Source organism: Methanomassiliicoccus sp. (assembly GCA_012719175.1).
Lineage (GTDB): Archaea > Thermoplasmatota > Thermoplasmata > Methanomassiliicoccales > Methanomassiliicoccaceae > UBA6.
Genome location: JAAYAX010000004.1, coordinates 193,075 through 219,711, shown reverse-complemented (window position 1 = coordinate 219,711; position 26,637 = coordinate 193,075). Strand labels below are relative to the sequence as shown.

Genomic DNA, 26,637 nt, shown 5'->3' with positions numbered 1-26,637 from the left:
TGCGCAGATGCTACCAGCAGGCCCCTTGATGATCGAACACCGTCTGATCGAAAGAATGGTCGCGGTGATGGACAAATACCAGAAGAAGATCGATGGGGGGCAGGATCCCGATCCCGGGCTCCATGATGATATCATCGACTTCCTAAGTTTCTACGCCGACAGATGCCATCACGGAAAGGAGGAGGAGCTGCTGTTCCGTGCCCTGGCCGATAAGCCTCTGACCCCCGACATGAGGTCGGACATGGAGAGGCTGGTATCCGACCACGAGCATTCCCGGAAGTTAACGGGCGAGCTGCGGGAGCTGAACGAAAGGCTCCGGAAGGGGGACGGCACGGTGACGGAAGGCATCTCGCGCATCCTCGCGGAACTGGTGCTAAACTATCCAGATCATATTTACCGGGAGGATAGGTCGTTCTTTCCTCAGGCCATGAAATATCTGGACCCTCAGGAGCGTGAGGTCATGCTGCAGGCGTTCGCGGACTTCGACCGTCGCCTCATCCACGAGAAGTATGAGAAATTAGTGCAAGGAGCAGAGAGAAGATGAAAAAATGGCGTTGTACAGTATGTGGCTATGTATATGACCCTGCGGTCGGAGAGCCTTTGTCCGATCTGCCCCCCGGGACTCCCTTCGAGAGCCTGCCTGATGACTGGGTATGCCCAATGTGCGGTGCACCCAAGTCCGACTTCGAGCCCCTGGACGAGTGATCTCCGCAGGCCACACCCGAGGTAACATGTACGGTCCTGAGCTCATACATCCTGCATACTACTGAGGCTTGGACGTGAGCCTGAAACAGCCCCGGGGCACCATGATCTCAAAGCACGCCCCCCCTCCCTGAGAGGTCTCTTCGATGCGAATGCCAGTGATCGCCAGAGCCTCCTTGGTCAGGAAGAGGCTGTGATCGAGGCGATCATCGAACAGGAACTTGCGCTTCTCCGGCGGTATGCCAGTCCCGTTGTCCTTGCATATTATCTTATGCTCCTCCCCGGCCTTCGCCGAATAGATGTGGACCTCTGTGGCCTTACCGTGCAGGAAAGCGTTGTCCACCAGCGTGCGGAACACCAGGTCCACCCGCGGTTCGGCGAAGATCTCCAGACCTTCGAGATCTACCTTCACTGCATTGCGGTCCCCCTGGACCTGCTCCATCCCTTTATCCACCGCCGACCTGGCCGGTACCCAGACCGGTGGCGACATGCCTAGCTGCTCGAACTCCCGGGACAGTTCCAGTATCCTGCGCATGCGGTTACCGGACGTCCCCGCCTTGGAGAGGAACTCTATGACCGAGCGGTCCTCCACCTTCAGCTGGGATAGGGAGAGAAAGCCATTGAGAGCGGTCAGTTGGTTTAGGATGTCATGCCGCACCTGCGAGCCGATAAACCTCATCTTCCGCTTATAGAGCTCCAGGTCCCTCTCCGCCACCTTCAGCGCGGTCACGTCGGAGAGCATGGTCACGAAGTGCCCAGGCTCGGAGATGTACACTCCCACAGAGAACCATTTTTCCCGGTCGGGTGACCTCTCGGTGAAACGCGCCTCCATGCCGCTGGTGATGATATTGTCGATGGCCATGGCCAACCTCTTCTCGAAGATATCTTGGCCGTTGAGAAGGTCACGAACATCCCTGCCCAGAACCGACTCTCCCGACGGAAGGAACGTCCTTTCGAAGGCCTCGTTGGCATCAGTTATCATGGTGGTCGGTGATCCGCCCGCATTGTCGTAGATGACCTGATGGTAGGCGAATCCGTCAGGTAAACGCATGAGAAGGGAGTGATAGGCCTCAGCGTCCTGCCTGCCCCCCTCATCCTCGGACCGCTGAACCCGCCTCAGGATAAGCGACCTGATCAAGGCCACATCCGTCCTCGAGCCGTTGCAACGGGGGAGGAAATGGTCCGCGCCGTTAAGTATGGCGTCCAGGGCCAGGGCCTCGTCGCACTTGTCCGTGAACATGAGGAAAAGACCCATGTACCCTCTGGCCCGGGCGTTCCTCAGAAGATCTATCCCGTTCATGGCCGGCGGGGTCAAGTAGTCGCTAATGACCGCATCGAACTTAGCGGTGGCTAGCTTCTCCAGTGCGGCCTCTCCTGACAGAGCGATATCGACAGAGATGTCACCCTCCGCCGACAACAGACCCGCGACGGTCTCCAACACCGCCTGGTCGTCATTGACTAGCAATGCCCTTATCGTAACTGACTCTCCCCTACCATCACTAGATTGGCAGACAACGATATAATAGATGTCTCCAGCGATGTTGTGCGGACACCTTCCTTCCTACATGAGCAGTATAATAAACCATCAGTCAGGATACGAAAAGCGTAACAGGCCGCTAAGGCCCCTCCTTCTCTTCCTTTTCCGGTTCGGAGGCGATAAACTGGCAGAACCGATCGTAGGCCCGTTTTATGGTGTCCCAGGATAGGTACAGTATGAGGATCGCTCCCAGGCCGACCAGCGCTATCCCCACTGGCCTGAAGACCACCTGGGGCATGAAGGGCAGGAGGATCAACAGCAAGATGAGGACCAAGGCGATGGTGCCTAGGTTGGCGAACATGAGATAGACGCCCCTTTCGTTCATCCAGGAGCCTCTTGATGATTCCATGACCTGCTTGGTTAGCACTCTGGCGATCGCCCGAACATTGGAGTACATGTTGTACACGATGGGGGCCATGATGACGATCAGGACGATCATCAGCAGCTCGCTCGGGAGGAGCAAGAGGCCAGATAGAGCGTCAAAAAGGCGTGCGGAGAAACGCTCCAGGTTCGTGAAGATGATCATGACCACCAGTGCAATAAGAATATCGACAAAGATGAGCGACAGATACTTCTTGATCTCCGATCTGGCCGCATTAGGGGTCCGCGAGTTCTTCGAGTCTATGGTCTGATGGATATCGTCGATCCGGGCGAGGCTGCAGCGTACCTTTTCGGGGAGGAGCTTCCCTATGTGATCGAATAGCTTCAGCTGGCGTTTGGTGATGATCGGCATGGCCACCATGGTGATCAGGGCGGCGCCGATGACCGCGGAGTAGAACCCCTCGTTCACCACACCCGCATCGAAAGCCGCCTTAGAGATTATGAAAGCGAACTCACCCATGGCGATGAGGCTGGTGGCGATCAGGAAGCTGTCCTTGGCGGTCATGTTGGTCAGGTAGCAGCCCAGCCAAATGGTCGCGACCTTGCTGATGATGAACACCACGGCGATGATAATCGCCAGCACTATGTTCTCCCAGATATGGAGGGGGCTTATCTGCAGTCCGATGGAGATGAAGAACACCGCCATGAACAGCTCCTTCAGTGGCTCCACCTCCGTCATCAGTCTCGGACTGTACTTGGAGATAGAGATCATCATGCCCATGATGAAAGCCCCGATGGCGATGGATAACCCCATCTCGGCGGATATGGCCGCCAAGGAGAAGCACAGTCCCACCGCCACGATAAGCAAGATCTCGGAGGAGAACTTCCCTCCAATATAGTTCAGCAGGCGCGGGACCAGTACAGTCCCGAAGACGATGGCCAGGCTTAAGAACAGTATCAGACCAAGGATCATGTTGATGGTGGATCCCAGGGCGGGGGAGTCACCGGCCAGGAGAGGCGAGAACATGGTCAGGAGGATGACCTGGCCCACATCCTCGAAGATGGTGATGTTCACTATGGTCCTGGCCATATCCTTGTCGATGTGGCGAGTCTCGTAGAGGACCCCCACCACCACTGCCGTGCTCGTTCCCGATATGATCGCTCCCAGGAAGATGGATTGGACCGAATTAAAGCCCAGTAGGATGCCGGTGAGATAGCCCATCGCCACCACCAGGGGCATCTGCAGGCACACGATGAACAGCAGCTTCGATCCAGTGGCCTTGAGCTTGCGAAGGTCCGTCTCCAGGCCGATGTAGAACATGAGCAGCACGATGCCGATGTTGGACAGCAGAGAAACGGTGTTCCCTTCCACCCACAGCTCAGGAAGCATGGACGGGCCAAGGACTATGCCTGCACCCAGGTAGCCAATGATGGGCGGCATCTTCAGCTTGACGAAGATGATGGACAAAACACCTGACAGGCCCAGCAGGAGAGCCATGTCAACGACGACCCTGACATCCGCACTCATCTGCTGTAGTTACTCCCTGAAGTTGCTTCCCTCATGTCTCTCCGCTCATATTGCTGATCACAAACAGGTCCGCCCTTTACTCCAGAAGGACAGGCCATCAATAAGTCGGCGTGTGAATTCCACGCCATCTATACAAAGGCTCAAACCATGATAAAAAAGTGAGCCTTATTTTTCCTTGGTAGTGAGATGATCACATTTTTCGCGACCATCCACCAACCTGGGAATGAAGACCGTAATTCAAGAAGCCATTCTATCCACTGACCTATTGTCAGGACGTCCCTCTCATTCTCCGTTGGCGTTCATTCAATTAAATATTTTTTCAAATTTATTATGTTAGAAATATTTATTAACTAATTCCTGCAATCAAATCATCAGAGGTTGCGGGGTCCGTCCTCACAGGTCAGAACTACCGAAATAAAAACCACCCGCCCTCGACCGACCGGGCACACAACTGGATGCGTGTGAAAAGGCCGCAGTACGCGGCCTCCCCGGTCGGTCATAATAACGCTCAGGCCTTAGATTGAGAACAGGAGGAAGGGAGAAGAAAGGAAGCTTGTTGACGAAAGGAGAACGGTCCCTGTCGAAGAAGGTGAGGATAGTAGGCCTCCGCACGCATGATCGCCGGAGCGGTAACTCGCCTCCATGCCTTTCAGAACAGATGATGCGACCACCGGGGGTTTCACCATGCCAGAATTATTCTTGAACGGGAAGCATATTTTGATCAAGAAGGGCCACCGGCTCATCGTGTGCTGGGATGGAAAGGAGGTGTACGGAGTGGTCAAGGTACTGCAATCGGGAAATGTCCCCGGACCGCTGTTACCATCGAGGAAGAAGCTTCCATCTCCGGACAGGTTATTTATGGGCCAGAGCAAGGGGTTCCAGGTCGTCATTAAACGAGGCAAGGATGCCGATCAGGCTTTCTGGGAGTGGTTCGAGTCCACTAGGGACCCGACATGCAACGAAGGTGAGGCCCGTAAGGACATCGAGATCAAGATAGTCGATGAGAAAGGAGAGGTACTGGCAAGCTATTCCCTCATCAACTGCTTACCAATAGACCTCATCATCCAGCCGGGGTTGGACGCGAACGCTGGGAAGATGGGCATGGAGGAGCTGGTCCTGGAGACCAAGGGCCTTATGATCGAGGAATGATACATCATAGCTAGAACCTCTATCCTATGCTTTTTCCAATGTGTCCCAAGTTCATCACAACCTCCCGGCATCGAGACTCCTCAGGTAGACCTTATGGCACTTAGCCGATAGAGATGTGCTCGATCCATCGACTATCTTCAACAGAAAAGGTAGGCCATGCCCAGGGACATATGCGCCTGGTCCAATGATACGAACAGAGGCCGTCTTCCGTTTAGGACGGCTCGTCTAGCGAGGAAAGAGGAGGCTTTGGAGTTCCTTGAGAGGATGGAGAAAGTGGAACACGACCGCCAGCCACTGAGGCCCGCTAACTGACGGTATTCTCCCTTGGCCGTTGCCTCCTGAATAGGTGGGGCTGGGGGCCGCTTTCCTGGGGCCTTACCTGCCTCAAGGCCAAACCTGGAGCTGGATGTTCTTATTAGCATCATACCAGTACGTCCAGCGCCCTCTTGGTAGACCATCTTGCCCAGGGCCGCCCCCCATAGTCGCCCATTGGGGAGATCAGGACCTCTCCTCAGTCCTCCAACGTCGACAGGTCCCCCAGCGGTTGACCCTGCTCCATGGCCTTGAGCACCCGCCTCATGATCTTGCCGGAACGGGTCTTGGGGAGCTTCTCCACGAACTCGATCTCCCGGGGGTAGGCATAGTATGCCAGACGGGCTTTGACGAACTGTGTGATATCGTCGTTAAGCTCCTTTGTGGGCCGGTGCCCTGGACGAAGGGTGATGAACGCCTTCACGATCTCGCCTCGCAGCTCGTCCGGCTTGCCGATGACACCGGCCTCGGCCACGGCCGGGTGCTCGATCAGAGCGGACTCCACCTCGAACGGCCCCAACCTCTCGCCGGAGGTCTTGATGACATCGTCCGCACGGCCCAGGAACCAGAAGTATCCCTCGTTGTCCTTGTAGGCCTGGTCACCGGAGATGTACCAGCCAGGAACGTTGAAGTACTCCTTGAACCTCGATGTGTTACGCCATATCCCCAGCATCATGGATGGCCACCCCGGCCGTATCGCCAGGAACCCTTCCTGACCAGGCTCGACCTCGTTGCCTTCCTCATCGACGATCCCCACTTGCACTCCCGGTATAGGCTTGCCCATAGAGCCGGGCTTGATGGCCATGCAGGGGTAGTTGCTGATCATGATGGCACCCGTCTCCGTCTGGAACCAGGTATCGTGGATGCGTCTCTCCAGGACCTTGTTCCCCCAGCGGACCACCTCGGCGTTCAACGGCTCGCCGATCGAGCACACATGCCTCAGGGCTGAAAGGTCGTACTGCTTGACCAGCTCATCACCGGCCCTCATCAGCATCCTCAGTGCTGTGGGGGCAGTATACCAGACGTTGACCCCGAAGTCCTGCAGGATGGAATACCACCTCCCGGGGTCGAACCGACCCTCGAACGATATCAGGGAGGTCCCCAGGCTCCAAGGGCCGAATATCCCGTATGATGTCCCCGTGACCCATCCAGGATCGGCGGTGCACCAGTAGACATCATCATCCCGAAGGTCCAGGACGTTCTTGGATGTGAACCACTGTTGGACCAGGGCCTTCTGGCCCAGCATGACCCCTTTGGGCTTACCCGTCGACCCAGAGGTGTAGTGTATGATGTATGGGTCGGCCGGGCTCATGCCCATGGCCCGGAAGCGTGGATCGCCCTGGGCCATCACATCGTCGAAGGACACCGTCCTATCCTTCAGGTCGGAGTCGTTGCCCACAATGATGAACTTTTCAACATCCACTAGCTCATCGCGGATGGGCTCCAACCTCTTGTAGAGATACGGTGAGGTGACGAAGTACTTGGCGCTGCAGTCCAGGGCTCGGTCCTTGACCGCTTCCGGCCCCAGGGCCGAGAACAGGGGTCCCACGATACCCCCCATCTTGACGATGCCCAGCACTGCCATGTACAGCTCGGACGTGCGGTCAAGGTAAACGAGAATGCGATCGCCCTTCACGGCACCCAATCTCATCAGGCCATCGGCGAATCTGCTGGTGAGCTGGGACATCTCCCTGAAGGTGTATTTCATCGTCTCCCCGTTCGCTGTCACTGAGAACAGGGCGATCTTGTTCTTCCTCCAGTTATGAGCATGACGGTCTAGGCACTCAACCGCAACATTGTAGGATCCGCTATTGGACCAACCAAACTCCTTGTAAACAGAGGTCCAGTTGGACTCACAGCATCCCTTCTCATAATCCTCGAGATTTCCCGGGGTGACCGCCGGAAGGACCTCGGTCAGACGGCTGATGGTCGCCTCGTCCGGGGAACGCGTGCTCTCATCCCCGCTCTCGTCTATCTGCATAAGACATCCTCCTTCCATGGTGTTGTTCTAGGTCGTTCTTTGATGGTCGTGGCACCCTGCCATCCATGCGGACCTTCATTTATGATTGACCTCAATCGCACTACCAATGCCATTTTTTCAGAGACCTTGATTTCACTAACCATGTGGTATTCCATGATTTCACCCTCCAACGATCGGCGAGGACACCCGTTAAGGACAGGGCGCCTCAGTCATACGACAGATACCGCTACTTTGACCGGAAGAAGAGACTGGTTGTCAAAGAGCATGGCACTCTGCTGCACGGGGGGACATAAATCAGAGCTTAATTAATATTATCTATCAACGCGGACGGTCGACACCTACCCTCTTCCATCTCACACAGACTTCTACCCGTAAAGACTCTGGTAGAACTCATACCATGGAATAAGGGCATGCAAATGAATGCAATCCTTTTTAAAGCAGACCTATAATTATTTACATCTTAATATTTATGAATTCACCACTTGCGACTGCCACGAAAAAGAACGGAGGTCGGCCGGACGCCCCGAAAAATATAGATCAAGAAATGAAAATTTTCTCCTCTTGGGTTTGAAAAAGACCTCTGACTCATGGCTTAACATGGGGTATTGAGAACTGATGAGCCCGAGGGTCCTTCCCCTTGGTCAACTGAAACCGTCATACGATCAGCTTAAGATGTGGAATGTGAGGAAATCATGAACTAATGTATGCTTCCAAACAGTCCTTCCCTTGAACCAAACGTGGGGTCAGTCCCTCGTTGTCAATATCTGTTGGATGCCGGTTCTCGCCACCCTAAATTACTGTTTGAGCTACGCTTAATCCGTTTTTACCTTTAGTATCCGGCGGCCGCGAAAACCACCATGAACGCTCCTTTCACTAATGCCCCCTTCATCGACAAAGTAACCGCCGGCGCTTAATTCCCTAGCATCATCGTCGATGGAACTCAGCAGGTTGCTCAATTTCCAGTCCGTTGACCCATCGTTGTATAGAACATCATCCCCGACTGAAGCCTTCAAGGCCTCGACCGCCTCACGGTATTTTTTATAGTACATCTGTCTCAATCCTCTCTAACCGAGATATGGACAATCTAAATAATGTAAATTTTCCATTTCTTTCTTCACATTATATAAAATATATTTAAAATAAACACATTATGCCCTGCTAGGACCGATCCAACACTGACTCATGGGCTTTGAAGATATCTCTAATGAAGGTTGACGAGGCATTATCCCCTCATTCATGTACGCTTCTCTAAACACAAACAGGATAGATTGGGACAGAACGCCCCCAATGTTGATCGTAGGTGATCATATCGTAGATTCCGCTGAGCTTTAGAGGTATCCAAAACGAACCTTATGATGGATAGAATCTAACCGTGGAATAAAAATTTATCATAAAATATAGGGAAGATCAAATAGGTTAGGATCAAGGCCTGAAGGTTCCCTAAAATCTATCTAGACGATACATCAGGTATGGCGTATAAGGGATCGAAAAAGTTCATGCCGGTTTACCGGTATTAACCTGACCATCGATTTCGAAAGCATTTGATCAAAATGGTAATCCTGACGTCATCGTAAAAAAAAACTGGCGGGGTATGAAGGCACGATACCCGATTACCATGACCTCTGTTAAATCGGGCATGAGCTAGGGAAGTGAGTGGGCCCGAAGAGATCTGGACTCACCAGGAGCGCTGGCAAATGCTCATTCCCCCACTCCATTTAGGACATATCGAGCAGGAGTGTCGACATAATGAGGAAGACCCAGAAATTAGAACCTGGAGAGATCAAGATAGAGACCTAGATGATTATTCCCGTGGGAATGCATCGAGCCCTCCTGGAAGATCGTGTCCAATCGGTCCAATCTATCCGGGAGAGCATTTTATCGTCTTGCGATGGGCTTTGAGCCCCTTATCGGCTCAACCCCTTGCTTGACCAATACTCGATTTGAGCGGGTCAGGGGGACGAGAAGCGATCTGGATCGCCTGCGCTTATCGCCGGAGGGGGGGCTTTGTCATTGTTACGACATCAGCCCTGGGGCGATGTGGCTCGGCCACCGGGACCGAGCATAGGTAAGAAAAAAGCGATGGGAAGGGGAAAGGATTTCATCCAGGTCCTGTCAGAACTTCCAGATCCCAATGACCAGGGAGACTATGCCCAGGACCAGGAGGACCCATCGGGAGCCTATGGTCGTGCCGACCAGCTTGGTGGACGCGGCCACCACCCTGAATATCAGGAAGAACGCGAAGAAGACGATCAGCACGGTGATGATCACCAGCCAGATATTGAGGGTGGTGCTCTGATGGACGATGATGCCCACGATCGCCGCGAGGATCAGTGAGATGACTGTTCCCAGGTTCGTCCTCGGCAGGAGGGGGAGGACCAGCCCCAACCCGAGGATGATGAACATGAGCAGCATCAGGAACTCGCTCCACGTGGACTCGTAGACCATGAGGAAGGCCCAGATGATCATAATGGCCCCGATGATGCCGCTAACGACCCTCAGGTTCTTGTTGAACTCGGTATCTGTCTTGAACTCCAGCTTTCCCTTCCTGCCAAAGAAGGCTATTGCCAACGCAGCCAACGCCCCGATAATCAGCACAGCGGGTGTGATAACACCTTCAGTAATCGCCATGGCAGTTAACATTTCATTTCAATCCATTTAAATGTTATCACAATAGAAAATAGTCATCTCGGAACTGACCATTATGCCTGATCAACTGGGCCCTGGAGGTAGTAATGTTCGGGCACGCGAGCCGGTGCGACAGTAGCTAAGGGTGATAGTTGATGTATTGGGTGTGGCAAAGGTCGTTTCATACGACATCATCCTCCGACCTCGGGCCAGGAGGCCATGTCGTGCAGCCATAACCCCAGACCGGTCCACCATCACCGGAGAACATACTGTCCATGCACACCATGAGAGCGGTTAAGGGTGGTATGCCCGGGCGAGGGCGGGCCGTTTTCCGCCCTGCTCGTCATTGATATAACGAGGTTAGATGATACGTCCACAGGCTTCGACGGCCGCTTTGATGGCGCCGTTCCGCCCATCGGTCGCGGGATCTCCGAGTCGTCTGATGCCGCACCGATGTCGAAGGCCACGGGAGGATACCTTGTTCAACCTGAAGAAGCTCGGTCTGATCGCCTGCCTGAACGACAATACCGCGGCCGATATCGTCGGGTTCCTACAGCAGCTACCCACGGACGTCGCCGACCAGGTTCTCGAAGCATATCTGTCCGGTCGACAGGGGATGGAAGGGGAGGATGGGAACCAGGCGTTGATGCGACTCAACGAGCGGCCGGTGTCGAATGACATCCTTGACCGCACGACCGATCGGACCGATCGTTACCTTAAGCAAGGAATAAGGGCCGTTACCTACTGGGAACCCGGATATCCGGGAATCTTGAGGCTCATCCAGAACCCTCCCCTGATACTTTATGTCAAAGGGACGGTCTTCCCCGGAAGCTCCCCAGTGGCGCTGATCGGGACCAGGCATCCCTCACCGAAGGGGCTCGAACTGGCCTACGAGTTCGGGGCCAGGCTGGCGAGCAGGGGGCACACCATCGTGAGCGGATTGGGCAGGGGCATCGACGCTCAAGCCCACGAGGGAGCGCTGGGAGCTGGGGGGAACACCATCGCGGTCATGGGCACCCCGGTCACCGAGATATTTCCGGAGGAGAACAGGGAATTGGCCTCCTGGATCGAGGGGAATGGCTCGTTGGTCAGCGAGATAACCGAGGAAGCGCAAATGAACCCGGGGCGATTCGTCCACAGGAACAGGATAATCACCGGGATGTCAGGAAGCGTGGTGGTCATGGAATCGGCTAGAGGCAGCGGCATCCACCGTCAGGTGGAGGTAGCGATCAGGCAGGGCCGGAGGGTCTACGCTGTCGACCACGGCAAGTTCACCGATAGGGACCATGGGGCCTCGTTCGTGCAGCTCAAGGCGCTGGGGGCCATACCGATCATGCACCCGGATGACGCGGCTCCCACGGGGACTAAGCAACTGAAGCTTTTCTGATGCAACGGTCTACGCCGTTATGTCCAGAGGGATCTCCGCACCCAACGCTTCGATGACATCCTCTTGCAGGACGGCCCGGAAGTCCACTATCAGGGGATAGCTGGGTAGGTACCCGAAGAAGTTCTTGTAAGCGATCATGTAAAGCTTGGATACGAGGAACCGCTCCTTTATGGAGTGAAACTTGGTGGTTCTTTCCTCATCGGACAGACCATCGAGCGAGTCCAGTCCGGCCAGGACGTCGTTGCGCAGGAACTCGATCTTGTCCCTGATGAACGCGGAGGAAAACCTGGCGCTATCGAACCCTTGAATATAACGGACTATGACGAACTGGGTCGCGAAGATCAGGATCAGGTCGAGGAGGTCGATCTGGAAGCCGTCGGACTCCAGGTAGGAGATGACCGCGTCCAGGGTTATCCGGGGGAAGAACATGGCGGTGACCATCAGTATGGCAAAGACCGTCATCAGGAGAATGATCGCGACAGCTCCCTTCAGATAGATATCCCAATGCACATTCTGATCCCTCCGAATGTTGTAGAGGTTTCGAATGAACACCTTGGAATAGGGGCGGTTCCGCATGATGAACACATAATAGCAGATGATCGCCGCCCCCTGGGCCAGGACTATGGCGACAGCCACAGCAGGGATCTCATTGAAGACCAGCCATCCGACGATAGCGAAGATGAAGGTGGTTACCAGCAACACCCAGATACCTCGTGCCATGGTCTGAGTGCCGACGAAGAAGCTGTTCCAGAAAGTAACTATTACAGCTTTCTTCCCCTTCTTGAGCACTCCCCGAATTCCGGCGATCCTGAAGGGCACCTTCTTTCCCTGGGCGCTTTCCGACAGTACCTCAACTCTCCAGGTGGTAGGAAACATGATCACGACAAAGAAGTACATGTACACCCAGAAGCTGGATACGATCCAGACCAGCGTGTATTTTTCAGTGGTCAAGGCGAGAACGACATTGATCGCGAGCATAACGAACAGGACCGGGAGGAACTTCTTGGCCCGAATGGGCTGCATTTCGATCGCCTTCTGGTTTCTCAATTCCAGATCGATCTCCGCCTGCACCCTGGTGCGCAGTTCCTCCACCTCGCCCGGGAGCGGACCACTCTTATTCATTGCCAATTGCTTGCCACCTGTTCATCGCCTAGTTGATCAGCATGGCACGGTCCCCTAAGCCGTCCGTCGACCAGGCTGGGGTTGTATGGATATGGGGGATATATCATCTATGTCCCGCACTGAAAGGACCGTATCTCTAGAACGATCGATCTCCCAATTTGAGTTCTTGCTTTTTATTCATCGGGTGGAGGTCGAAAGGCTGACCATGTACGATGTAAGGGTGAATACAATAGATGTCAGCGGAAAAGGGCACAGTCAAGGCAAGCGGAGAACAGTCCCCTGAGCTTGAGATACGATAAACTAGATCCAACACTACCAGGAGAAGAGGGGAGAGATGAGTGGAAAGGCCTCGGTGAATGACCCCTATGCGAAAATCCCACAGTAGTGAAAGAAATACTGTCAAAAAGGATGGAATCCAGGGGCATACCACGACGTTCCTCTCGATAAGCTAGTAAGGTTGGCAGCAAGAAGGGCTGGGATACCAATGGAGAATGTATCAAACCATGTCCTCGGAAGGACAGAGCTAGGATGGTGTTCTACCCCGGAGTTGATAGGAATAAGTTTGAGAGCGAACCCCGAGGCTTTGTTGGAACAGATCAACCCGCCATCGTTCGCTAGGTAGGCGTTTCCCAAAGGAATTGGTGAAGGAGAAACCACTTGATAGGTATGGTGGGCCCGAAGAGATTTGGACTCTTGACCTCCCGGTTATCAGCCGGGCGCTCCAGCCAGGCTAAGCTACGGGCCCGTTGAATGGAGGGAATAGCACCTCCCTTTTTAAGGCTTGCCATAGGCAAGAACATTCCTGCAATCCTTGGAAAGAGAACAGGTATCGCGCTGAAAAAATGGCTTAATTTAATATGGCCGATGCGAGGAAGAATATCAGGAGGATCGAAGAGCATTACTGTGAGAAGGTCAAACATTCGATGAAGGAAATGCTGGCTAATAAAAAGTATGAAGGAGTTTGAGATCACATCTTGGTGATCTTGATCATCCAATCTCCACACCCGTCGATGTTCATCCAGTGTATGCCGGGGGAGGCGTTGAAGATCCCGCTGTTGACCTTTACCGACCTCTCACCGATATAATTGCCGATATCATTGGCGAGAAGGTCCAACTGCTTACCCTATAATGCTTGAGAGTGACGATGAAGTAGCTAGTACCGTCGGACGTGAGATGGAAGATCGTGACCCCGGCCTGCAGGTTGACCAGTCCGTGACCATGTCCGTGGTGCCGGTAAAGGTGACTTTATCTATCTGCGTCTCCACTGGCCACCGTGGAGGCGATGGCAATGATGGTCACCACAACGATCACGGTAATGATCATCAACATCTTTTTGGACATTGCCATTTTTCTCCACTACTTCAGTAGGAGGGGTTAAGTGATATGATCTTCGATAAATATATTGCAACCTTCGAATTCTTGCATTGACCTTTCAGAAATGCCGATAGAATGATTCAGGTTTTTTGTAAAAACCTTGGAAAAACGTAAGGGATTGACGAATAGTTGAATTTTAAGGTATCATCATTGAGCTAAGAAATCGATGCTCTCGAACACATCCTTCTGGATTTGTACGAAGTCATCCGTTTTTTCATAGAGAGTTATTAGAAGAAGTGAGCATGGTCCTACATCACAAGAGAGAGACGATCGCATCTAACACAAGGGTAAAAGGATGTCATTAATCAGTAGCTTCAGAACCGGGTTGTAAGGATCCTATATCACAATTCCCCTGTGAGGGGAGAGATGAAAAAGGCTCTTGTCAAAAGCGACTCAAGCCGGATGAATGTGGTGGGCCCGAAGAGATTTGGACTCTTGACCTCCCGGTTATCAGCCGGGCGCTCCAGCCAGGCTAAGCTACGGGCCCGTTGAATGGAGGGAATACTGCCAACGGTTTTAAAGCTTTCTCTGATCGAGCTCGGTGAGATATAAGAAATAAAAAATAAAAACAAATCGTGGACGGCTCGTCAAAGGTTGAAAAATCCGTGTAAACCTGAGGTGCCACAATGTCAGGATAATATGAGAGAAAGTTGGAAGGGATTTGTGCTCTTCTGTTGAAGAGTAAGGAGATAATAGCTTAAGTCCTAAAGACCACTGAGTACTCCATGGACTTGGCCCCGAAGTACTTCTTGCAGAACTCCGCCGTCAGCTGAGGGGGATATTCCTTGCAGGAGAAGACGTCGATGAACGCCCGGTCTGTGTCCTCGGCAAAGTGGCCGGAGATCAGCGAGGTCTCGATTAGCTGAGCGAGCGAGTAACCTGCTACTCTGGGATCGGCCCCGAACCTTACCACGATCGGATCGCCGAATCGCTTCATACTGATGTACTCACAGAGGTCGATAGAGAACTGCGAAATAACCTCTTTACTGGAGATCTTCTTGGGGTCGCAGTCATGAAGGTCAATGGAAGTGAGGAGTCCCCACTCTTCTTCCTTCTTGAACTTGTCTATGCATTCCTCATCGCTCAAACACTTGCCCGTCCTTGGACTCATGCTATACATGTCCTATTATCACCTTACCGAGATCCATTTTTGGATTGGGAATGCATGATGAAATCCTGGTATTTGAAATTGATTCCATAGAAATTTTTCATGCATTTTCAAACGCCGTTCATCGAATATCGGTAACCGATATAGTTTGCTTCCCTCAGACGTAGCTCTCGAAACATCCCTGGACGAGGTCAGAAGCCTTAAGAGAAAAAGGCCATATGGATTCCGATACGATGGGAGCAGGGCTGAAGAACCGGGGGAAGACCCGCGAGGACGTCGACGAACGCCGAAGGGCCGTGGAAGAGGCCACGGGCACCGATCTCCGGCACATCGGAGCGACATCTATTGATCCCGCAGTCGCGGAGAAGAATATCGAGAACATGATCGGTACGATACAGGTGCCGGTGGGCTTCGTGGGGCCGCTAGACATCAAGGGCGACCATGCCGTGGGGCAGTTCCTCATACCCATGGCCACCACCGAGGGCGCATTGCTCGCGTCTGTCAACAGAGGATGCTCGGTGATAACCGTTTCCGGAGGCGCGACCAGCGTGGTCGTCAAGGACGAGATGTCGCGCGCGCCGGTGTTCCGCGTCCGCGACACCCGCCACGCGGTCCAGGCCGGCGAGTGGGTGCGAGATAACTTCACCATGCTGAAGGAGGCGGCAGAGGGCACCACCAGGCATGGTAAGCTCCTGAGCGCCAACCCCTTCGTGGTCGGCCGTTCCATGTATGTTCGTCTCTCTTACAGCACCGGTGATGCTATGGGCATGAACATGGCCACCATAGCCTCTGAGGCCGTAGCCAAGGTAGTGGAGAAAGAGACCGGAGCGGTCCTGATATCCGTGTCCGGCAACCTCTGCGTGGACAAGAAGCCGGCGGCCATCAACTCCATTCTTGGGCGGGGCAAGATCGTCCTCTCCGATGCTACCATCCCCCGCGCCATCCTTGAGGAGAAGATGCACACCACTCCCGAGGCGGTCGCGGAGACCTGCTATCGTAAGTGCAGTATCGGCTCCTCCCTCGCCGCCTCGCTCGGCTCAAACGCCCACGCCGCCAATATGCTGGCCGCGCTGTACATAGCCACTGGCCAGGACCCCGCCCAGGTGGCCGAAGGCAGCATGGTAACCACCACCTGCGAGGTAGTGGACGGCGACCTATACATCTCCGTTCGCCTTCCGTGCGTGGAGGTGGGAACGGTGGGCGGCGGTACACGGCTGCCGTGCCAGGCGGAGGCGCTCAGCATGATCGGATGCGTCGGCGAGGGGAAGGCATGGAAGCTGGCGGAGATCGTGGGGGCGGCCGTCCTGGCAGGAGAGCTTTCCACGCTGAGCGCCCAGTCCGCGGGGCAGCTGGGGTCGGCGCACAGCCGGTTAGGAAGATGATGCTGCCGTTCGTCGAGCATTGCGCTATTGTTGGCAACAGGTATGAACGACGAAGTGATATGGGCCTAATATGAGGGCAAGATGGTGGCATATGGAGGGCGGAGAGGTCAGGTGCGACCTGTGCCCCCACCGATGCCTCCTTCCTGACGGCGCGACCGGCCGGTGCGGAGCGCGCAGGAACATCGGCGGAGAGATGATCTCCCTGACCTACGGGAAGGTTTGCGTTCGCAACGTCGACCCCATCGAGAAGAAGCCCATATTCCACTATCGCCCTGGCTCTATGGTGCTGTCCCTGGGGACGTTCGGCTGCAACCTGCGGTGCCTGAACTGCCAGAACGCCAAGCTCGTCAACGCTCGCGTGGAGGATGCGGAATGCACGTACATGAGCCCCCGGGAGGTGGTCGACATGGCCATAGGGCAAGGCGTTCAGGGAATAGCGTGGACGTTCAACGAGCCCACCGTGTGGGCGGAGTTCATCATCGATACCGCCCGCCTCGCCCGCGAGCACGGTCTTTTCACCATGGTGAACACCAACGGTTACATCCTGCCGCCCGCCTCGGCGGAGCTTTTCAAGGCCGTGCAGGTGGCCAATATAGACATCAAGGGCTTTTGCGAGGAGTTCTACCGAGAGCAGTGCGGGGGCAGCCTCCAGGAGGTCCTGGAGGCATGTGCGGAGGCGCGCCGGCAGGGAGCGCACGTGGAGCTCACTTGCCTTCTCATCCCCGGCATGAACGATTCGTCCCGGGAGGTGGAGGAACTGGTCCGGTGGACCGTGGAGAGGATGGGGTGCGACACGCCCTTGTTCCTCTACCGCTTCCGGCCGTTCCACCTCTCCGCGCACATCCCCGAACAGACCATGGAGAGGATGGAGGAGGCGTACTGCATCGGCATCACGGCAGGCCTTCGATACGTGTACTTCGGAGGGACCGTGGGGGAGTGCCACCAGGACACGCTCTGCCCTTCCTGCGGGCAAGTGGTGGTGCGGCGCAGGAGCCTGCAGGTCGCTGATAAGGTGTGCTTCAAGAATGGGGAGATGAGCCGCTTCTGCCCAACCTTCGCCGATATCAACGTAAACCTGGACGACGGCCGGTGCCCGAGCTGCGGGGAGAGGATCGCGATAGTCCCGCGGGATGTGCCCCTCTGATAAAGTAAAAATAGTCTCTCCCCTATCGCTTCGCGATGCCAGTAGTGACTTTTTCCTACGATGACCTCATCTCCCTGATCGGGAAGGAGGTCAGCTTGGAGACCCTCATGGACAGGGTCCCCCAGCTGGGGGCCGACGTGCACTCGTATGATGAGGGGACCAGGGAGATGTCCATAGAGTTCTTCCCCGACCGCCCCGACCTTTACAGCGTGGAGGGCGCCGCCCGCGCCCTCCGCACCTTCCTGGGCCATGAGAGCGGCCTCACCCGTTATAACGTGGAGGACTCGGACGTGGTCCTCAACCTGGACGAGAGCATCAAGGAGGTCCGTCCGTACATGGTGGCCGGTGTCGTCGAGGACATCACCATTACCGACTCCTTCATCCGCTCCCTGATGGAGATGCAGGAGAAGCTGCACCTTACCATGGGTAGGAAGCGTTCCAAGGTGTCCATCGGCATCCATGACATGGACAAGGTCACCCCGCCCTTCACCTACAAAGCCGTGGAGCCCGGATCGGTCTCCTTCGTTCCCCTGGGGAAGACGGAGAGCATGGACCTCGGGGAGATACTCCAACGCCATGAGAAGGGTGTGGACTACGCTCGCATCCTGGACGGCAAGGAGAGGTACCCGCTGCTTGTGGACAGCGAGGGAGAGGTGCTGTCCTTCCCGCCCATAATCAACGGAGTCCTGACAACGGTCACCGAGGACACCAAGAACGTGTTCCTAGACGTCACCGGCACCGACCTCAACGCCATCTCCGGCGCCCTCAACATCGTCGCCACCGCCATGGCCGAGAGGGGAGGGAAGATCAAGCGGGTCCGCCTGCAGGGCACACAGCAGGGCATGACCCCCGACCTGGAGCCCCGCGAGTGGACGCTGGACGTTGCGGCCACGAACGCCCTCCTGGGCATGGACCTGGACGCGGAGGGAATGGCCAAAGCCTCGGCGAAGATGGGTTTCGATTCGGAGCCGGCGGGTAACCAGGTTCGCGTGCTGGCCCCCGCATGGAGACTGGACCTCATACACCCCGTGGACATAATGGAGGATGTCGCTAAGGGCTACGGGTACGAGAACTTCGGCAAGAGCCTGCCCACTCACCAGACCTTCGGTTCCGAGCTTCTGGTGAACAAGGCCGCGGACGTGGCCCGCCAGCTCATGGTGGGTTATGGATACCTGGAGGCGACCACGCTAACGCTATCGTCGGTTAAGGACCAGTTCGAAAAGATGCGCTTGTCTCCCGGCGATGTCGTTGAGGTGCTGAACCCCATCAGCGAGGACCATACCTGCCTCCGGGTGTCCCTGCTGCCCAGCCTTATGCTGGTGCTCCGCCGTAACAAGCATCGGGATCTCCCGCAGCGCCTCTTCGAGGTCGGGGACGTGATGATGGGGATAAAACGCCGCCGACATCTGGCCGGCGTCAGCATCTCCGCCCGCGCCTCCTTCACCGAGGTGAAGTCGCTGGTGGAGAGTGTCATGAGGGACCTCTCGGTTAAGTACGTCATCCAGCCATCCTCCGTCGGGACCTACCTTGAGGGGCGGGGCGCCGACGTCATCGTCGACGGGGCGTGCATCGGCAACTTCGGAGAGATGCACCCCCAGGTCATCGTGGACTTCGAGTTAGGGTACCCAATTGCCGCCTTCGAGCTGGACCTCGAGGCCATGACCGAGGGGAAGCTGGAACGCGTGGCGTGACCGAAATCGTTAAAACCCTCAAGGAATGTGGCCACCACAGGCCGAGGTAGCTAAGTCCGGATCACGGCGCCAGCCTTGAGAGCTGGTGGTGCTCTGCACCCCGGGAGTTCGAATCTCCCCCTCGGCGCTCTCCTTTTCCTATGCTTCTGCAAAGCCCGGGTCAGTGAGGTCGCCGCCAAGAGCGGACAATACCTTAACCGACGTAACATCTCAGTAACATAGAAGTTCACGCCCACCATCCCCCCTCTGTGCGACCGAGGGACTTCCTGGGCAACAACGCCTACATGATGGTGACCGCGCTGCTCATCGCCCTGGTCTTCGGAGGCTTCCCCGAGGCCTATCCGAAGATGAACAAGGACGTGGCCATGGGGGCCCTCATGGTCATGATGTCCTTCTCTCTCTGCAGCATGACCTTCAAGGGGTTGCAGCTCAGGGACCACATTCTCTCGGTACGCGCCGCCTTCGCCCTATCCTTCATCCTGTCCACGGGAACGACGATAGCAATGGCATTCCTGTTCGTGGGAGACGTTAGGAACGGGTGGATCCTGATGGCGGCCGTGCCCTCGGCGGTCTCCGTCATACCCTTCACCCTCGTCCTGGGAGGCGACCTCGAGGGGACCCTGGTATCCTCCGCCGCCCTCTACCTTATAGCGCTGGTTCTGACCCCCTTGCTCACGCTGGCGTTCATCGGGCATGCGGTGAGCGTGGTGACGCTCTTGTGGTACGTGGGCATGCTCATAGCGGTCCCTGTGATCGTATCCCGCCCCCTCAGGCGGGCGAACATCGATCCCTACAAGAGGAGCATGGTCATCAACATCGCCTTCGCGGTCCTGGTAATCTCCGTCGCCGGTGCCAACCGCGCTGTCTTCCTGTCCGAACAGGGTCTCCTCATCGCCCTATTGGCGATGGCCTTCGTGCGCACCTTCGTCTTAGGGATCGCCTGGGAGAGACTGTCCCGGCGCAGGGCCGTACCGTGGGCTCAGAGGGTGCCCCAGATCCTGTTCGCCACCCACAAGAACACCGGGATGGCGGCCGCACTGGCCATAGCCCTTTTAGGAGAGGTCGCGGCCATGCCCGCCACCATATGCATGACCGTGGACATCGCCTGGCTCATCTTCCTCAGCCACTACCTGTATCCCCACGAAAAGCGTCCAGCCCCCCGTCAATAACGCTTTTTATAATCTCGCCTCCCATTCTATGTCGATACATCATGATCCCTGAGCTAACCTATGACCAGGCCCGAAGGGCAATGGACGAGAAGGCGTTCTCATGTGACAGCACAGAGGAGATCAAGCCCCTGGACACGATCTTGGGACAGGAGCGGGCCGTCAGGGCCCTGAACCTGGGGCTGCGGATCAAGGACAAGGGCTTCAACATATTCATCTCGGGGATCCAGGGAACGGGCAGGAAGTCCGCCATCCAGGACTTCTCCACGGCCCTGGCGGTGAAGCAGCCAGTGCCGCCGGACTGGTGCTATGTCAATAACTTCGTGGACTCCTCGCGTCCACGGGCCATCTCCCTGGTGGCCGGTCAGGGGGCGCTGTTCAAGAAGGCCATGGAGCGCCTGGTGACGCAGATACCGCCTGCCCTGAGGGAAGCGTTCGAAAGCGCGGAGTACGCCAAGCAGCGTGAGGCCGTCGTCCAGAAGATTAACCAGGAGAGGAACGAGATCGTGGCCAACATCAACGCCCTGGCCAAGGAGGTCGGGTTCCTCCTGCAGCCCTCGCCCGTGGGCATCGCCCTAACGCCCATCGTGGAGGGTCGGCCCCTGAACGATGCCGAGTTCCAGCAGCTTCCCCCGGCGCTGCAGAAGAAGATCAACGAGGAACGCGAGGCGCTGAACAGCAAGATGGGGGAGATGTTCCGGCCTCTCCAGGAAACGATGCGCAAGGTGGACAAGGAACTGCTGGACCTGAACCGTAGGGTGGCAGCGTTCGCCGTGGTTCCTTACATCGGCGGGGTGCGCGACGAGTTCCGCGAGAACCATGAGGTCATAGAGTACCTGGAGGAGGTGCAGAACGACATTGTGGACAACGTGCCCCTGTTCCTGAGCACTCCTGCAAAAGAACCGAACGCGCCGGTGGTCGATCCCACCCGCAATTACAGGGTCAACCTCATTGTCGATCATTCCAAGACGGTCGGCGCTCCGGTCCTGTCCGAGTTCAACCCCACGTACGTTCGCCTGTTCGGCTACTCCGAAAGGGAGGCCAGGTTCGGGGCGCTGGTCACCGATTACACCATGATCCGCGCGGGCACCGCCCACCTTGCCAACGGCGGGTACCTCATCATACCGGTGGAGAGGATGTTCCAGGACCCCATGGTATGGGAGGGTCTGAAGCAGACCATCTCCACAGGCAAGCTAGAACTGGAGGACCCCGTCTCGAGATTAGGCTACATGGTGACCAAGACCCTGAGGCCGGAACCCATACCCTTCGATGCGAAGATAATACTGATCGGTAACCCCCAAGTCCACAATATCCTCTACAACCTGGACCCTGACTTCAAGGAGCTGTTCAAGATCAAGGCCGACTTCGACACGGAGATGGACCGTACGCCTGAGAACATTGAGCTGTACACCAGCTTCATGTGCTCTCTGGTAACGAAGGAAAGTCTCCTGCATCTAGATCCCTCGGCCCTCGCGGCGATCGTCGAGCACGCCTCGCGAATGGCCGATGACCAGGAGAAGATGACCACCCAGTTCGCCCGTATCGCGGACATCATCCGTGAAGCGTCCTTCTACGCGCAGCAGGAAGGCTCCAAGACCATCTCCCGGAAGCATATCATGCAGCAGCTGGAGGAGAGGGAGTACCGCTCCAACATGATCCAGAAGAAGATCGAGGAGTCGGTCACCAAGGGTCAATACCTCATCGACATCACTGGTGCGAAGGTAGGGCAGATCAACGGTCTGGCCGTGTTCAGCGTGGGCGACTATGCCTTTGGAAGGCCGTCCCGCATCACCGCCACCGTGGGGATCGGGCGCGAGGGCATCGTGGACATCGAGAGGCTGTCGCAAATGGGTGGCGCGACCCACACCAAGGGCGTCCTCATCCTGAGCGGTTTCCTGCACGAACGATACGCCCGCACCGTGCCCCTGTCCCTGTCCGCACGCCTGGTGTTCGAGCAGTCCTACTCCGGCGTGGACGGTGATAGTGCGTCCAGCACCGAGCTCTATGCCATACTGTCCGCTCTGTCGGGCGTGCCCATACGACAGAACATAGCCGTCACCGGTTCCGTTAACCAGAAGGGCGAGGTCCAGGCTATCGGAGGGGTGAACCAGAAGGTCGAAGGGTACTATGAGACGTGCAAGGCCTTGGGACTTACAGGTGAGCAGGGGTGCATGATCCCCTTCTCCAACGTGCAGAACCTCATGCTCAAGGAGGAGGTCGTCAAGGCCATAAAGGAAGGAAAGTTCCACATCTGGCCGGTGAAGACCATCGATGAGGGCATCGAGGTGCTGACGTCAAGGCCGGCGGGGGCGATGAAGGAGGATGGGACCTTCGAGGAGGGAAGCATCAACGACCTGGTGCAGAAGAGGCTGCAGGCCATGGCCGAGGCGGTGAAGGCCTTCCACCCCTGAACTGTGAATCCAGACAACATATAAATTCATAAATATACATATAGTGGCCGGGATGGGAAAATGTGCCTTTATGATCAGGGGCACCTACCACCGGCCACAACCCCGCTTAAGGATTGTTGTCCCGGGGGACGGTGCCTGAGGGTTCAAGAGCGCGCATCCGCTCCCCTGTTGGACGGGGGGATGGGCGTATGAGGTGTTACTACCTTCAGAGCGATGGAAAGTGCGACGGCCGCTATAAGGGATTCGCGTGCATAGGTGCCAAATGCAAGGCGGAGAAGGACCCGCCCTGTGAACATTATGTTCAAGGCTTCTACTGCAGCAAGTACCGCCGCTTCGGTTGCGTGGGCATCTCCAACTGCACCGGGAGCATCGAGGACCACGCCCGGGTCCGCAGGGAGAAGGCCAAGACCTGATCACAGGTCGGTATACAGCTCCTTGCGCACGCGCGGGACCATCGCCGCCATGACCGCCTGCTCAGCGAGAGCTGTGCGGTCCAATGCCCCCTTGGTGAGAAATCCAATGGCACCTACCTTCTTCTCGTCCCTCTCCCAGCCGTACAGCTCCTGGAAGGACCTGCCCACCGTCCACCCCTCGCGGACAAGCTCCGCCACGGCCGGAGGATAGCGGAAGCCCATGCCATGGCCGATGGTATAGTGTCCCCGCTGGTCCATCACCGCGCAGTACTGGATATCGTATAGCCCGTCCTCGGTGTCGAAGACCCCCGCCTCCAGGCCCACTCCCAGGTCCGCGTCCCGCATCGCCTGGGACGCCCGTACCATCGCCCCCCTGCGGGTATCCTCCCCCATGGGCTGCTCCGGCACCTCTGGGTCCACGTCCGTACCCGCTATCACCACCTCGCCGTACAACCGGGAGAGGACGTTAGTGACGGCATCGACCTTGATCCTGTTCAGGGAGCCTACATTCACCCTCAGGGGCCGTAGGAGGCGGCCTTCAACGTCGATGTCCCCCCTAATGACGCGGTGGGCCGATATGGGCAGGAAATCATCTGCCAGAACGTGGGGGACCTCTATGAGCTGCAGGGGCTGCAGACCGCGGGCGATGCGCTCGCGATTGATGCCCTCGGCCGATCTTCGGGTCTCGGGAGAGACCACTAATGCCGATATGTCCGTGCGGCGGTCCATCTGACCGGCCACGTCCTCGATGACGGCGATCTCCCAGTTTTCCCCTTTGGTGCGCAAGTACGCCCTAAGTCTCTCTTCCCTCTCGATCAGAGGGAGCACTCTGGTCTTGCGCTGACCGGCGAACTCGTCGGAGGTCAGTCCGATGATGACCTGGTCCCCGGTCTCGAAGGCCTTGTCTATGAGGGCACGATGCCCCCGGTGCAATATGTTGAAGGTACCGCCCAACCCCACCTTCATGATCAGCCGCCCACGAACAGGAGGGCCGCAATGAGGACCACTACCGTCAATCCGTACAAGATGAGGAGCTGGCGCTTCCTCTTCTTCAGCAGCTCGTTGTTAGTGACCTTGCACTCCTCGGAGCAGAAGCGATCCTCCCCTAGGAAGGCCTTTCCGCATTTGGAGCAATGGCGATGCTGGGGGATCTTCTCGGTCATGCTCGCCCCATATTCGCCTGGCGATAAAGCCTTTGCTGTTCCTTCTCTTTACTAATCCTCATATCCTTCGGAAATGTCCTCTTCCTGGACACCGGATTCATAGGCTCAGGCACATATAACGGCGTTAGGAAAAAATCTCTGACGGTCCCATTCCCTATGGTTACTGAAGGATCCCACGAGAGGTCCCTACCCTCTTCGGTCCAGCTCGTTGAGCATTATGGTGATGCAATGGTCCGCATGGTACGAGAGCGGCCCCAGCGTGAGCTTGATAGGCTCTCGGGAGAGGAGCTCGGCCTCCTCCTCTTCCTTAAGGTCCTGGTGGTCGGAGATGATGAAGGTAAGGTCCCCGTCCAGCTCCTGTGCGCGCACGTCCGCGCCGTCCTCCTTGAGGTAGACCAGGCGGGAGATGGGTTGCAAGGTGTCCAGCACCTCCTTGAAGGAGCGCTTGGAGACGTATATCCCAGGGGAGGAGCGCATCTCCTCGCCGTCCAGGTGCTTCAGCAGGGCGTTGCGCACCAAGGCACCGGTGGAGCGTTCATCGGGGTTGAGGTAACGGACCTCGGAGCCATTGATGCGTATTGTCCGCGGTGCGTTGGGCTCTCCCTGCAGCACCAGGTACACCTCCGCGTCCCGGCGGATCCCGTGGGATAGGAAGAACGAGGAGTTGATGCATCGGAGCAGGATATCCAGTCTTCCGGCGCCCCCCGCCATGTCGTCCAGCTTGAAGTCCCCGGAGGTCGCTGCCTTGTGGCCGATGACCACGAAGCGCTTCATTCGGATTGCCCCATCTCGGACGAGAACTGCTTCATCAACTGCTTGCGCAGCTTGCGGTTCCCCATGAAGCCCTTCACCGCCTTCTTGGACATGTTGTACTGCTTCAGCAGCTCCCTGACGTCCTTGCCCTCCACCCCCGCCCCGCGAGCGATGCGGTTGATGCGCGTGGACTTTATGAGCTTGGGATCCTCCATCTCCTCGTCGGTCATGGAGTCCATGATGAACTTGAATCGCCGGAGCTTCTCCTGCGACTCCTCCACGTTCATCTTCTCGCTGAGCCCGGGCATGCCTGGGAGCATGGACACCAGCTTCTTCAGGGGGCCCATGTTGGTGAGCATCTCCATCTGCTCGTACATCTCCTTGAGAGTGAAACGCCCCCCCATCATCTTCTTGACCGTCTCCGCCGCCTGCTCCTCGGACACGGTCTCCTTCGCCGCCTCCAGGAGGCTCTGCAGATCGCCCATGCCCAGCAGCCGGGATATAAAGCGCGTGGGGTCGAAAGGCTCCAGGTCGGTGAGGTGCTCTCCCACACCAATGAACACGATGGCTGCCTGGGTCTGGGCCACCGCGCTCAGCGCCCCGCCGCCCTTGGCGGTGCCGTCCATCTTGGTGATGATGACGCTGGTGACACCCACCGCATCATGGAAGGCCTTGGCCTGCGGACCCGCCTGCTGCCCCACCGCGGCGTCCAGGACCAATATGCGCTCCGTCGGCCTCACCCCGTCGGACACACGCTTCAGCTCGGAGATGAGATCATCCTCCAGCGCGTGCCTCCCGGAGGTGTCCACCAGCACGACGTCGGTGCTGGAGTAGTGTTTCATGCCGTTGGCGGCGATCTTGGCAGCGTCCTTCTCTCCGGGCTCCCCGTAGAACATGACGCCCACCTTGTCCGCGATCTGCTTCAGCTGATCGTAAGCGGCAGGGCGGTGCACATCGGCGGCGATGACCCCCACGCTCAATCCTTTCTTGTGGAAGTAACGGGCCAGCTTCCCCGTGGTGGTGGTCTTCCCCTGACCGTACAAACCGACCATCATGATGGTCTGCTTGGCCACCGGCAAGGGGCGGGGCTGTCCCAGGATGCGTATCAGCTCATCGTAGATGATGCGCACCACATGTTCCTTGGGGCTGGTCCCGGCAGGGGGCTCCTCGCTCAACGCTCGACGCTCAACCTCCTTGGTCATCTCCAGGACGAGCTTGACATTGATGTCGGACTGCAGCAGTGCCCGCTGGATGTCCCGGGTGATCTCTTTGACCAAAGCCTCATCGATATGGGAGGCGCCGGTGATCTTCTTTAGCACGTTCCGGAGAGATTGCCCGAGGTTTTCCAGTACCATCTGCGCACCAGGT

At 56.7% G+C, this 26,637-nt stretch carries 22 protein-coding genes and 3 tRNA genes; 11 read left to right on the top strand and 14 right to left on the bottom strand.

Translation table 11 applies throughout. The annotated features are described in order from the left end of the window. The first annotated feature begins 28 nt into the window (after positions 1 to 28). Positions 29 to 544 carry a cation-binding protein gene (locus tag GXX95_01515; protein ID NLT36824.1) on the top strand — a complete coding sequence of 172 codons (516 nt, stop codon included), beginning with the start codon at positions 29 to 31 and terminating at the stop codon, positions 542 to 544. Beyond that, positions 541 to 705, top strand: coding sequence for a rubredoxin (locus GXX95_01510; protein NLT36823.1), 165 nt, complete (start codon positions 541 to 543; stop codon positions 703 to 705). Before GXX95_01515 ends, GXX95_01510 begins: the two co-directional genes overlap by 4 nt. A gap of 58 nt (positions 706 to 763) precedes the next feature. Here GXX95_01510 and GXX95_01505 read toward each other — a convergent pair whose 3' ends face one another. Both GXX95_01505 and GXX95_01500 read right to left on the bottom strand, forming a co-directional pair. Continuing rightward, complete coding sequence (locus tag GXX95_01505) at positions 764 to 2,167, bottom strand: response regulator (protein ID NLT36822.1); 1,404 nt, start codon at positions 2,165 to 2,167, stop codon at positions 764 to 766. Positions 2,168 to 2,318: 151 nt separating this feature from the next. Then, positions 2,319 to 4,088, bottom strand: a complete 1,770-nt coding sequence (locus GXX95_01500) for a cation:proton antiporter (GenBank protein ID NLT36821.1) — start codon at positions 4,086 to 4,088, stop codon at positions 2,319 to 2,321. Between the two features lie 684 nt (positions 4,089 to 4,772). Between GXX95_01500 and GXX95_01495 the strand changes: the two genes are divergently transcribed. Further along, positions 4,773 to 5,237 (top strand): phage tail protein, encoded by a 465-nt coding sequence (locus GXX95_01495; GenBank protein ID NLT36820.1) that lies wholly within the window; start codon positions 4,773 to 4,775, stop codon positions 5,235 to 5,237. A gap of 511 nt (positions 5,238 to 5,748) precedes the next feature. On the opposite strand, the gene acsA is transcribed toward GXX95_01495, so the two are convergent. From acsA to GXX95_01480, 3 genes are all read right to left on the bottom strand, one after another. After that, the gene (gene acsA / locus GXX95_01490) at positions 5,749 to 7,530 is read right to left on the bottom strand and encodes an acetate--CoA ligase (protein ID NLT36819.1); all 1,782 of its coding nucleotides are present in this window, start codon (positions 7,528 to 7,530) and stop codon (positions 5,749 to 5,751) included. An 812-nt stretch (positions 7,531 to 8,342) separates the two neighbouring features. Then, a complete protein-coding gene (locus GXX95_01485) occupies positions 8,343 to 8,579 on the bottom strand; it encodes a hypothetical protein (protein NLT36818.1) in 237 nt (78 codons plus the stop codon). 1,063 nt (positions 8,580 to 9,642) lie between these two features. Beyond that, positions 9,643 to 10,158 carry a hypothetical protein gene (locus tag GXX95_01480; protein NLT36817.1) on the bottom strand — a complete coding sequence of 172 codons (516 nt, stop codon included), beginning with the start codon at positions 10,156 to 10,158 and terminating at the stop codon, positions 9,643 to 9,645. A 475-nt stretch (positions 10,159 to 10,633) separates the two neighbouring features. Here GXX95_01480 and GXX95_01475 point away from each other — a divergent pair, with 475 nt between their 5' ends. After that, positions 10,634 to 11,542: a DNA-processing protein DprA gene (locus GXX95_01475; protein ID NLT36816.1), complete on the top strand. Its 909-nt coding sequence runs from the start codon at positions 10,634 to 10,636 to the stop codon at positions 11,540 to 11,542. Positions 11,543 to 11,551: 9 nt separating this feature from the next. Here the strand turns inward: GXX95_01475 and GXX95_01470 are convergent, their stop codons facing one another. The 5 genes from GXX95_01470 to GXX95_01450 all read right to left on the bottom strand — a co-directional run bounded on the left by GXX95_01470 (position 11,552) and on the right by GXX95_01450 (position 15,149). Continuing rightward, on the bottom strand, positions 11,552 to 12,670 hold the full coding sequence (locus tag GXX95_01470; protein NLT36815.1) for a hypothetical protein: 1,119 nt from the start codon (positions 12,668 to 12,670) through the stop codon (positions 11,552 to 11,554). Positions 12,671 to 13,331: 661 nt separating this feature from the next. After that, a tRNA-Ile gene (locus GXX95_01465) sits at positions 13,332 to 13,409 on the bottom strand. Positions 13,410 to 13,631: 222 nt separating this feature from the next. Continuing rightward, positions 13,632 to 13,778 carry a hypothetical protein gene (locus GXX95_01460; GenBank protein ID NLT36814.1) on the bottom strand — a complete coding sequence of 49 codons (147 nt, stop codon included), beginning with the start codon at positions 13,776 to 13,778 and terminating at the stop codon, positions 13,632 to 13,634. 669 nt (positions 13,779 to 14,447) lie between these two features. Then, positions 14,448 to 14,525: transfer RNA gene (locus GXX95_01455), tRNA-Ile, on the bottom strand. A 210-nt stretch (positions 14,526 to 14,735) separates the two neighbouring features. After that, a complete protein-coding gene (locus tag GXX95_01450) occupies positions 14,736 to 15,149 on the bottom strand; it encodes an S-adenosylmethionine decarboxylase (protein NLT36813.1) in 414 nt (137 codons plus the stop codon). A 230-nt stretch (positions 15,150 to 15,379) separates the two neighbouring features. Between GXX95_01450 and hmgA the strand changes: the two genes are divergently transcribed. The 7 genes from hmgA to GXX95_01415 all read left to right on the top strand — a co-directional run bounded on the left by hmgA (position 15,380) and on the right by GXX95_01415 (position 23,353). Continuing rightward, on the top strand, positions 15,380 to 16,528 hold the full coding sequence (gene hmgA / locus GXX95_01445) for a hydroxymethylglutaryl-CoA reductase (NADPH) (protein NLT36812.1): 1,149 nt from the start codon (positions 15,380 to 15,382) through the stop codon (positions 16,526 to 16,528). A gap of 91 nt (positions 16,529 to 16,619) precedes the next feature. Further along, entirely contained in the window at positions 16,620 to 17,672 is a 1,053-nt protein-coding gene (gene amrS / locus GXX95_01440; GenBank protein NLT36811.1) for an AmmeMemoRadiSam system radical SAM enzyme, read from the top strand. A gap of 35 nt (positions 17,673 to 17,707) precedes the next feature. Beyond that, positions 17,708 to 19,363 (top strand): phenylalanine--tRNA ligase subunit beta, encoded by a 1,656-nt coding sequence (locus GXX95_01435; protein ID NLT36810.1) that lies wholly within the window; start codon positions 17,708 to 17,710, stop codon positions 19,361 to 19,363. A 40-nt stretch (positions 19,364 to 19,403) separates the two neighbouring features. Further along, a tRNA-Ser gene (locus tag GXX95_01430) sits at positions 19,404 to 19,490 on the top strand. Between the two features lie 121 nt (positions 19,491 to 19,611). Next, a complete protein-coding gene (locus tag GXX95_01425; GenBank protein ID NLT36809.1) occupies positions 19,612 to 20,532 on the top strand; it encodes a hypothetical protein in 921 nt (306 codons plus the stop codon). A 41-nt stretch (positions 20,533 to 20,573) separates the two neighbouring features. Next, positions 20,574 to 22,940: an AAA family ATPase gene (locus tag GXX95_01420; protein NLT36808.1), complete on the top strand. Its 2,367-nt coding sequence runs from the start codon at positions 20,574 to 20,576 to the stop codon at positions 22,938 to 22,940. A 188-nt stretch (positions 22,941 to 23,128) separates the two neighbouring features. Then, positions 23,129 to 23,353, top strand: coding sequence for a hypothetical protein (locus GXX95_01415; protein NLT36807.1), 225 nt, complete (start codon positions 23,129 to 23,131; stop codon positions 23,351 to 23,353). On the opposite strand, the gene yjjX is transcribed toward GXX95_01415, so the two are convergent. The 4 genes from yjjX to ffh all read right to left on the bottom strand — a co-directional run bounded on the left by yjjX (position 23,354) and on the right by ffh (position 26,624). Further along, positions 23,354 to 24,319, bottom strand: coding sequence for an inosine/xanthosine triphosphatase (gene yjjX / locus GXX95_01410; GenBank protein NLT36806.1), 966 nt, complete (start codon positions 24,317 to 24,319; stop codon positions 23,354 to 23,356). Positions 24,320 to 24,321: 2 nt separating this feature from the next. Then, positions 24,322 to 24,516 carry a DUF2116 family Zn-ribbon domain-containing protein gene (locus GXX95_01405; protein ID NLT36805.1) on the bottom strand — a complete coding sequence of 65 codons (195 nt, stop codon included), beginning with the start codon at positions 24,514 to 24,516 and terminating at the stop codon, positions 24,322 to 24,324. A gap of 186 nt (positions 24,517 to 24,702) precedes the next feature. Further along, a complete protein-coding gene (trmY, locus tag GXX95_01400; GenBank protein ID NLT36804.1) occupies positions 24,703 to 25,290 on the bottom strand; it encodes a tRNA (pseudouridine(54)-N(1))-methyltransferase TrmY in 588 nt (195 codons plus the stop codon). Continuing rightward, the gene (gene ffh, locus GXX95_01395) at positions 25,287 to 26,624 is read right to left on the bottom strand and encodes a signal recognition particle protein (protein ID NLT36803.1); all 1,338 of its coding nucleotides are present in this window, start codon (positions 26,622 to 26,624) and stop codon (positions 25,287 to 25,289) included. The genes trmY and ffh overlap by 4 nt, the downstream gene beginning before the upstream one ends. Between the last annotated feature and the right edge of the window lie 13 nt (positions 26,625 to 26,637).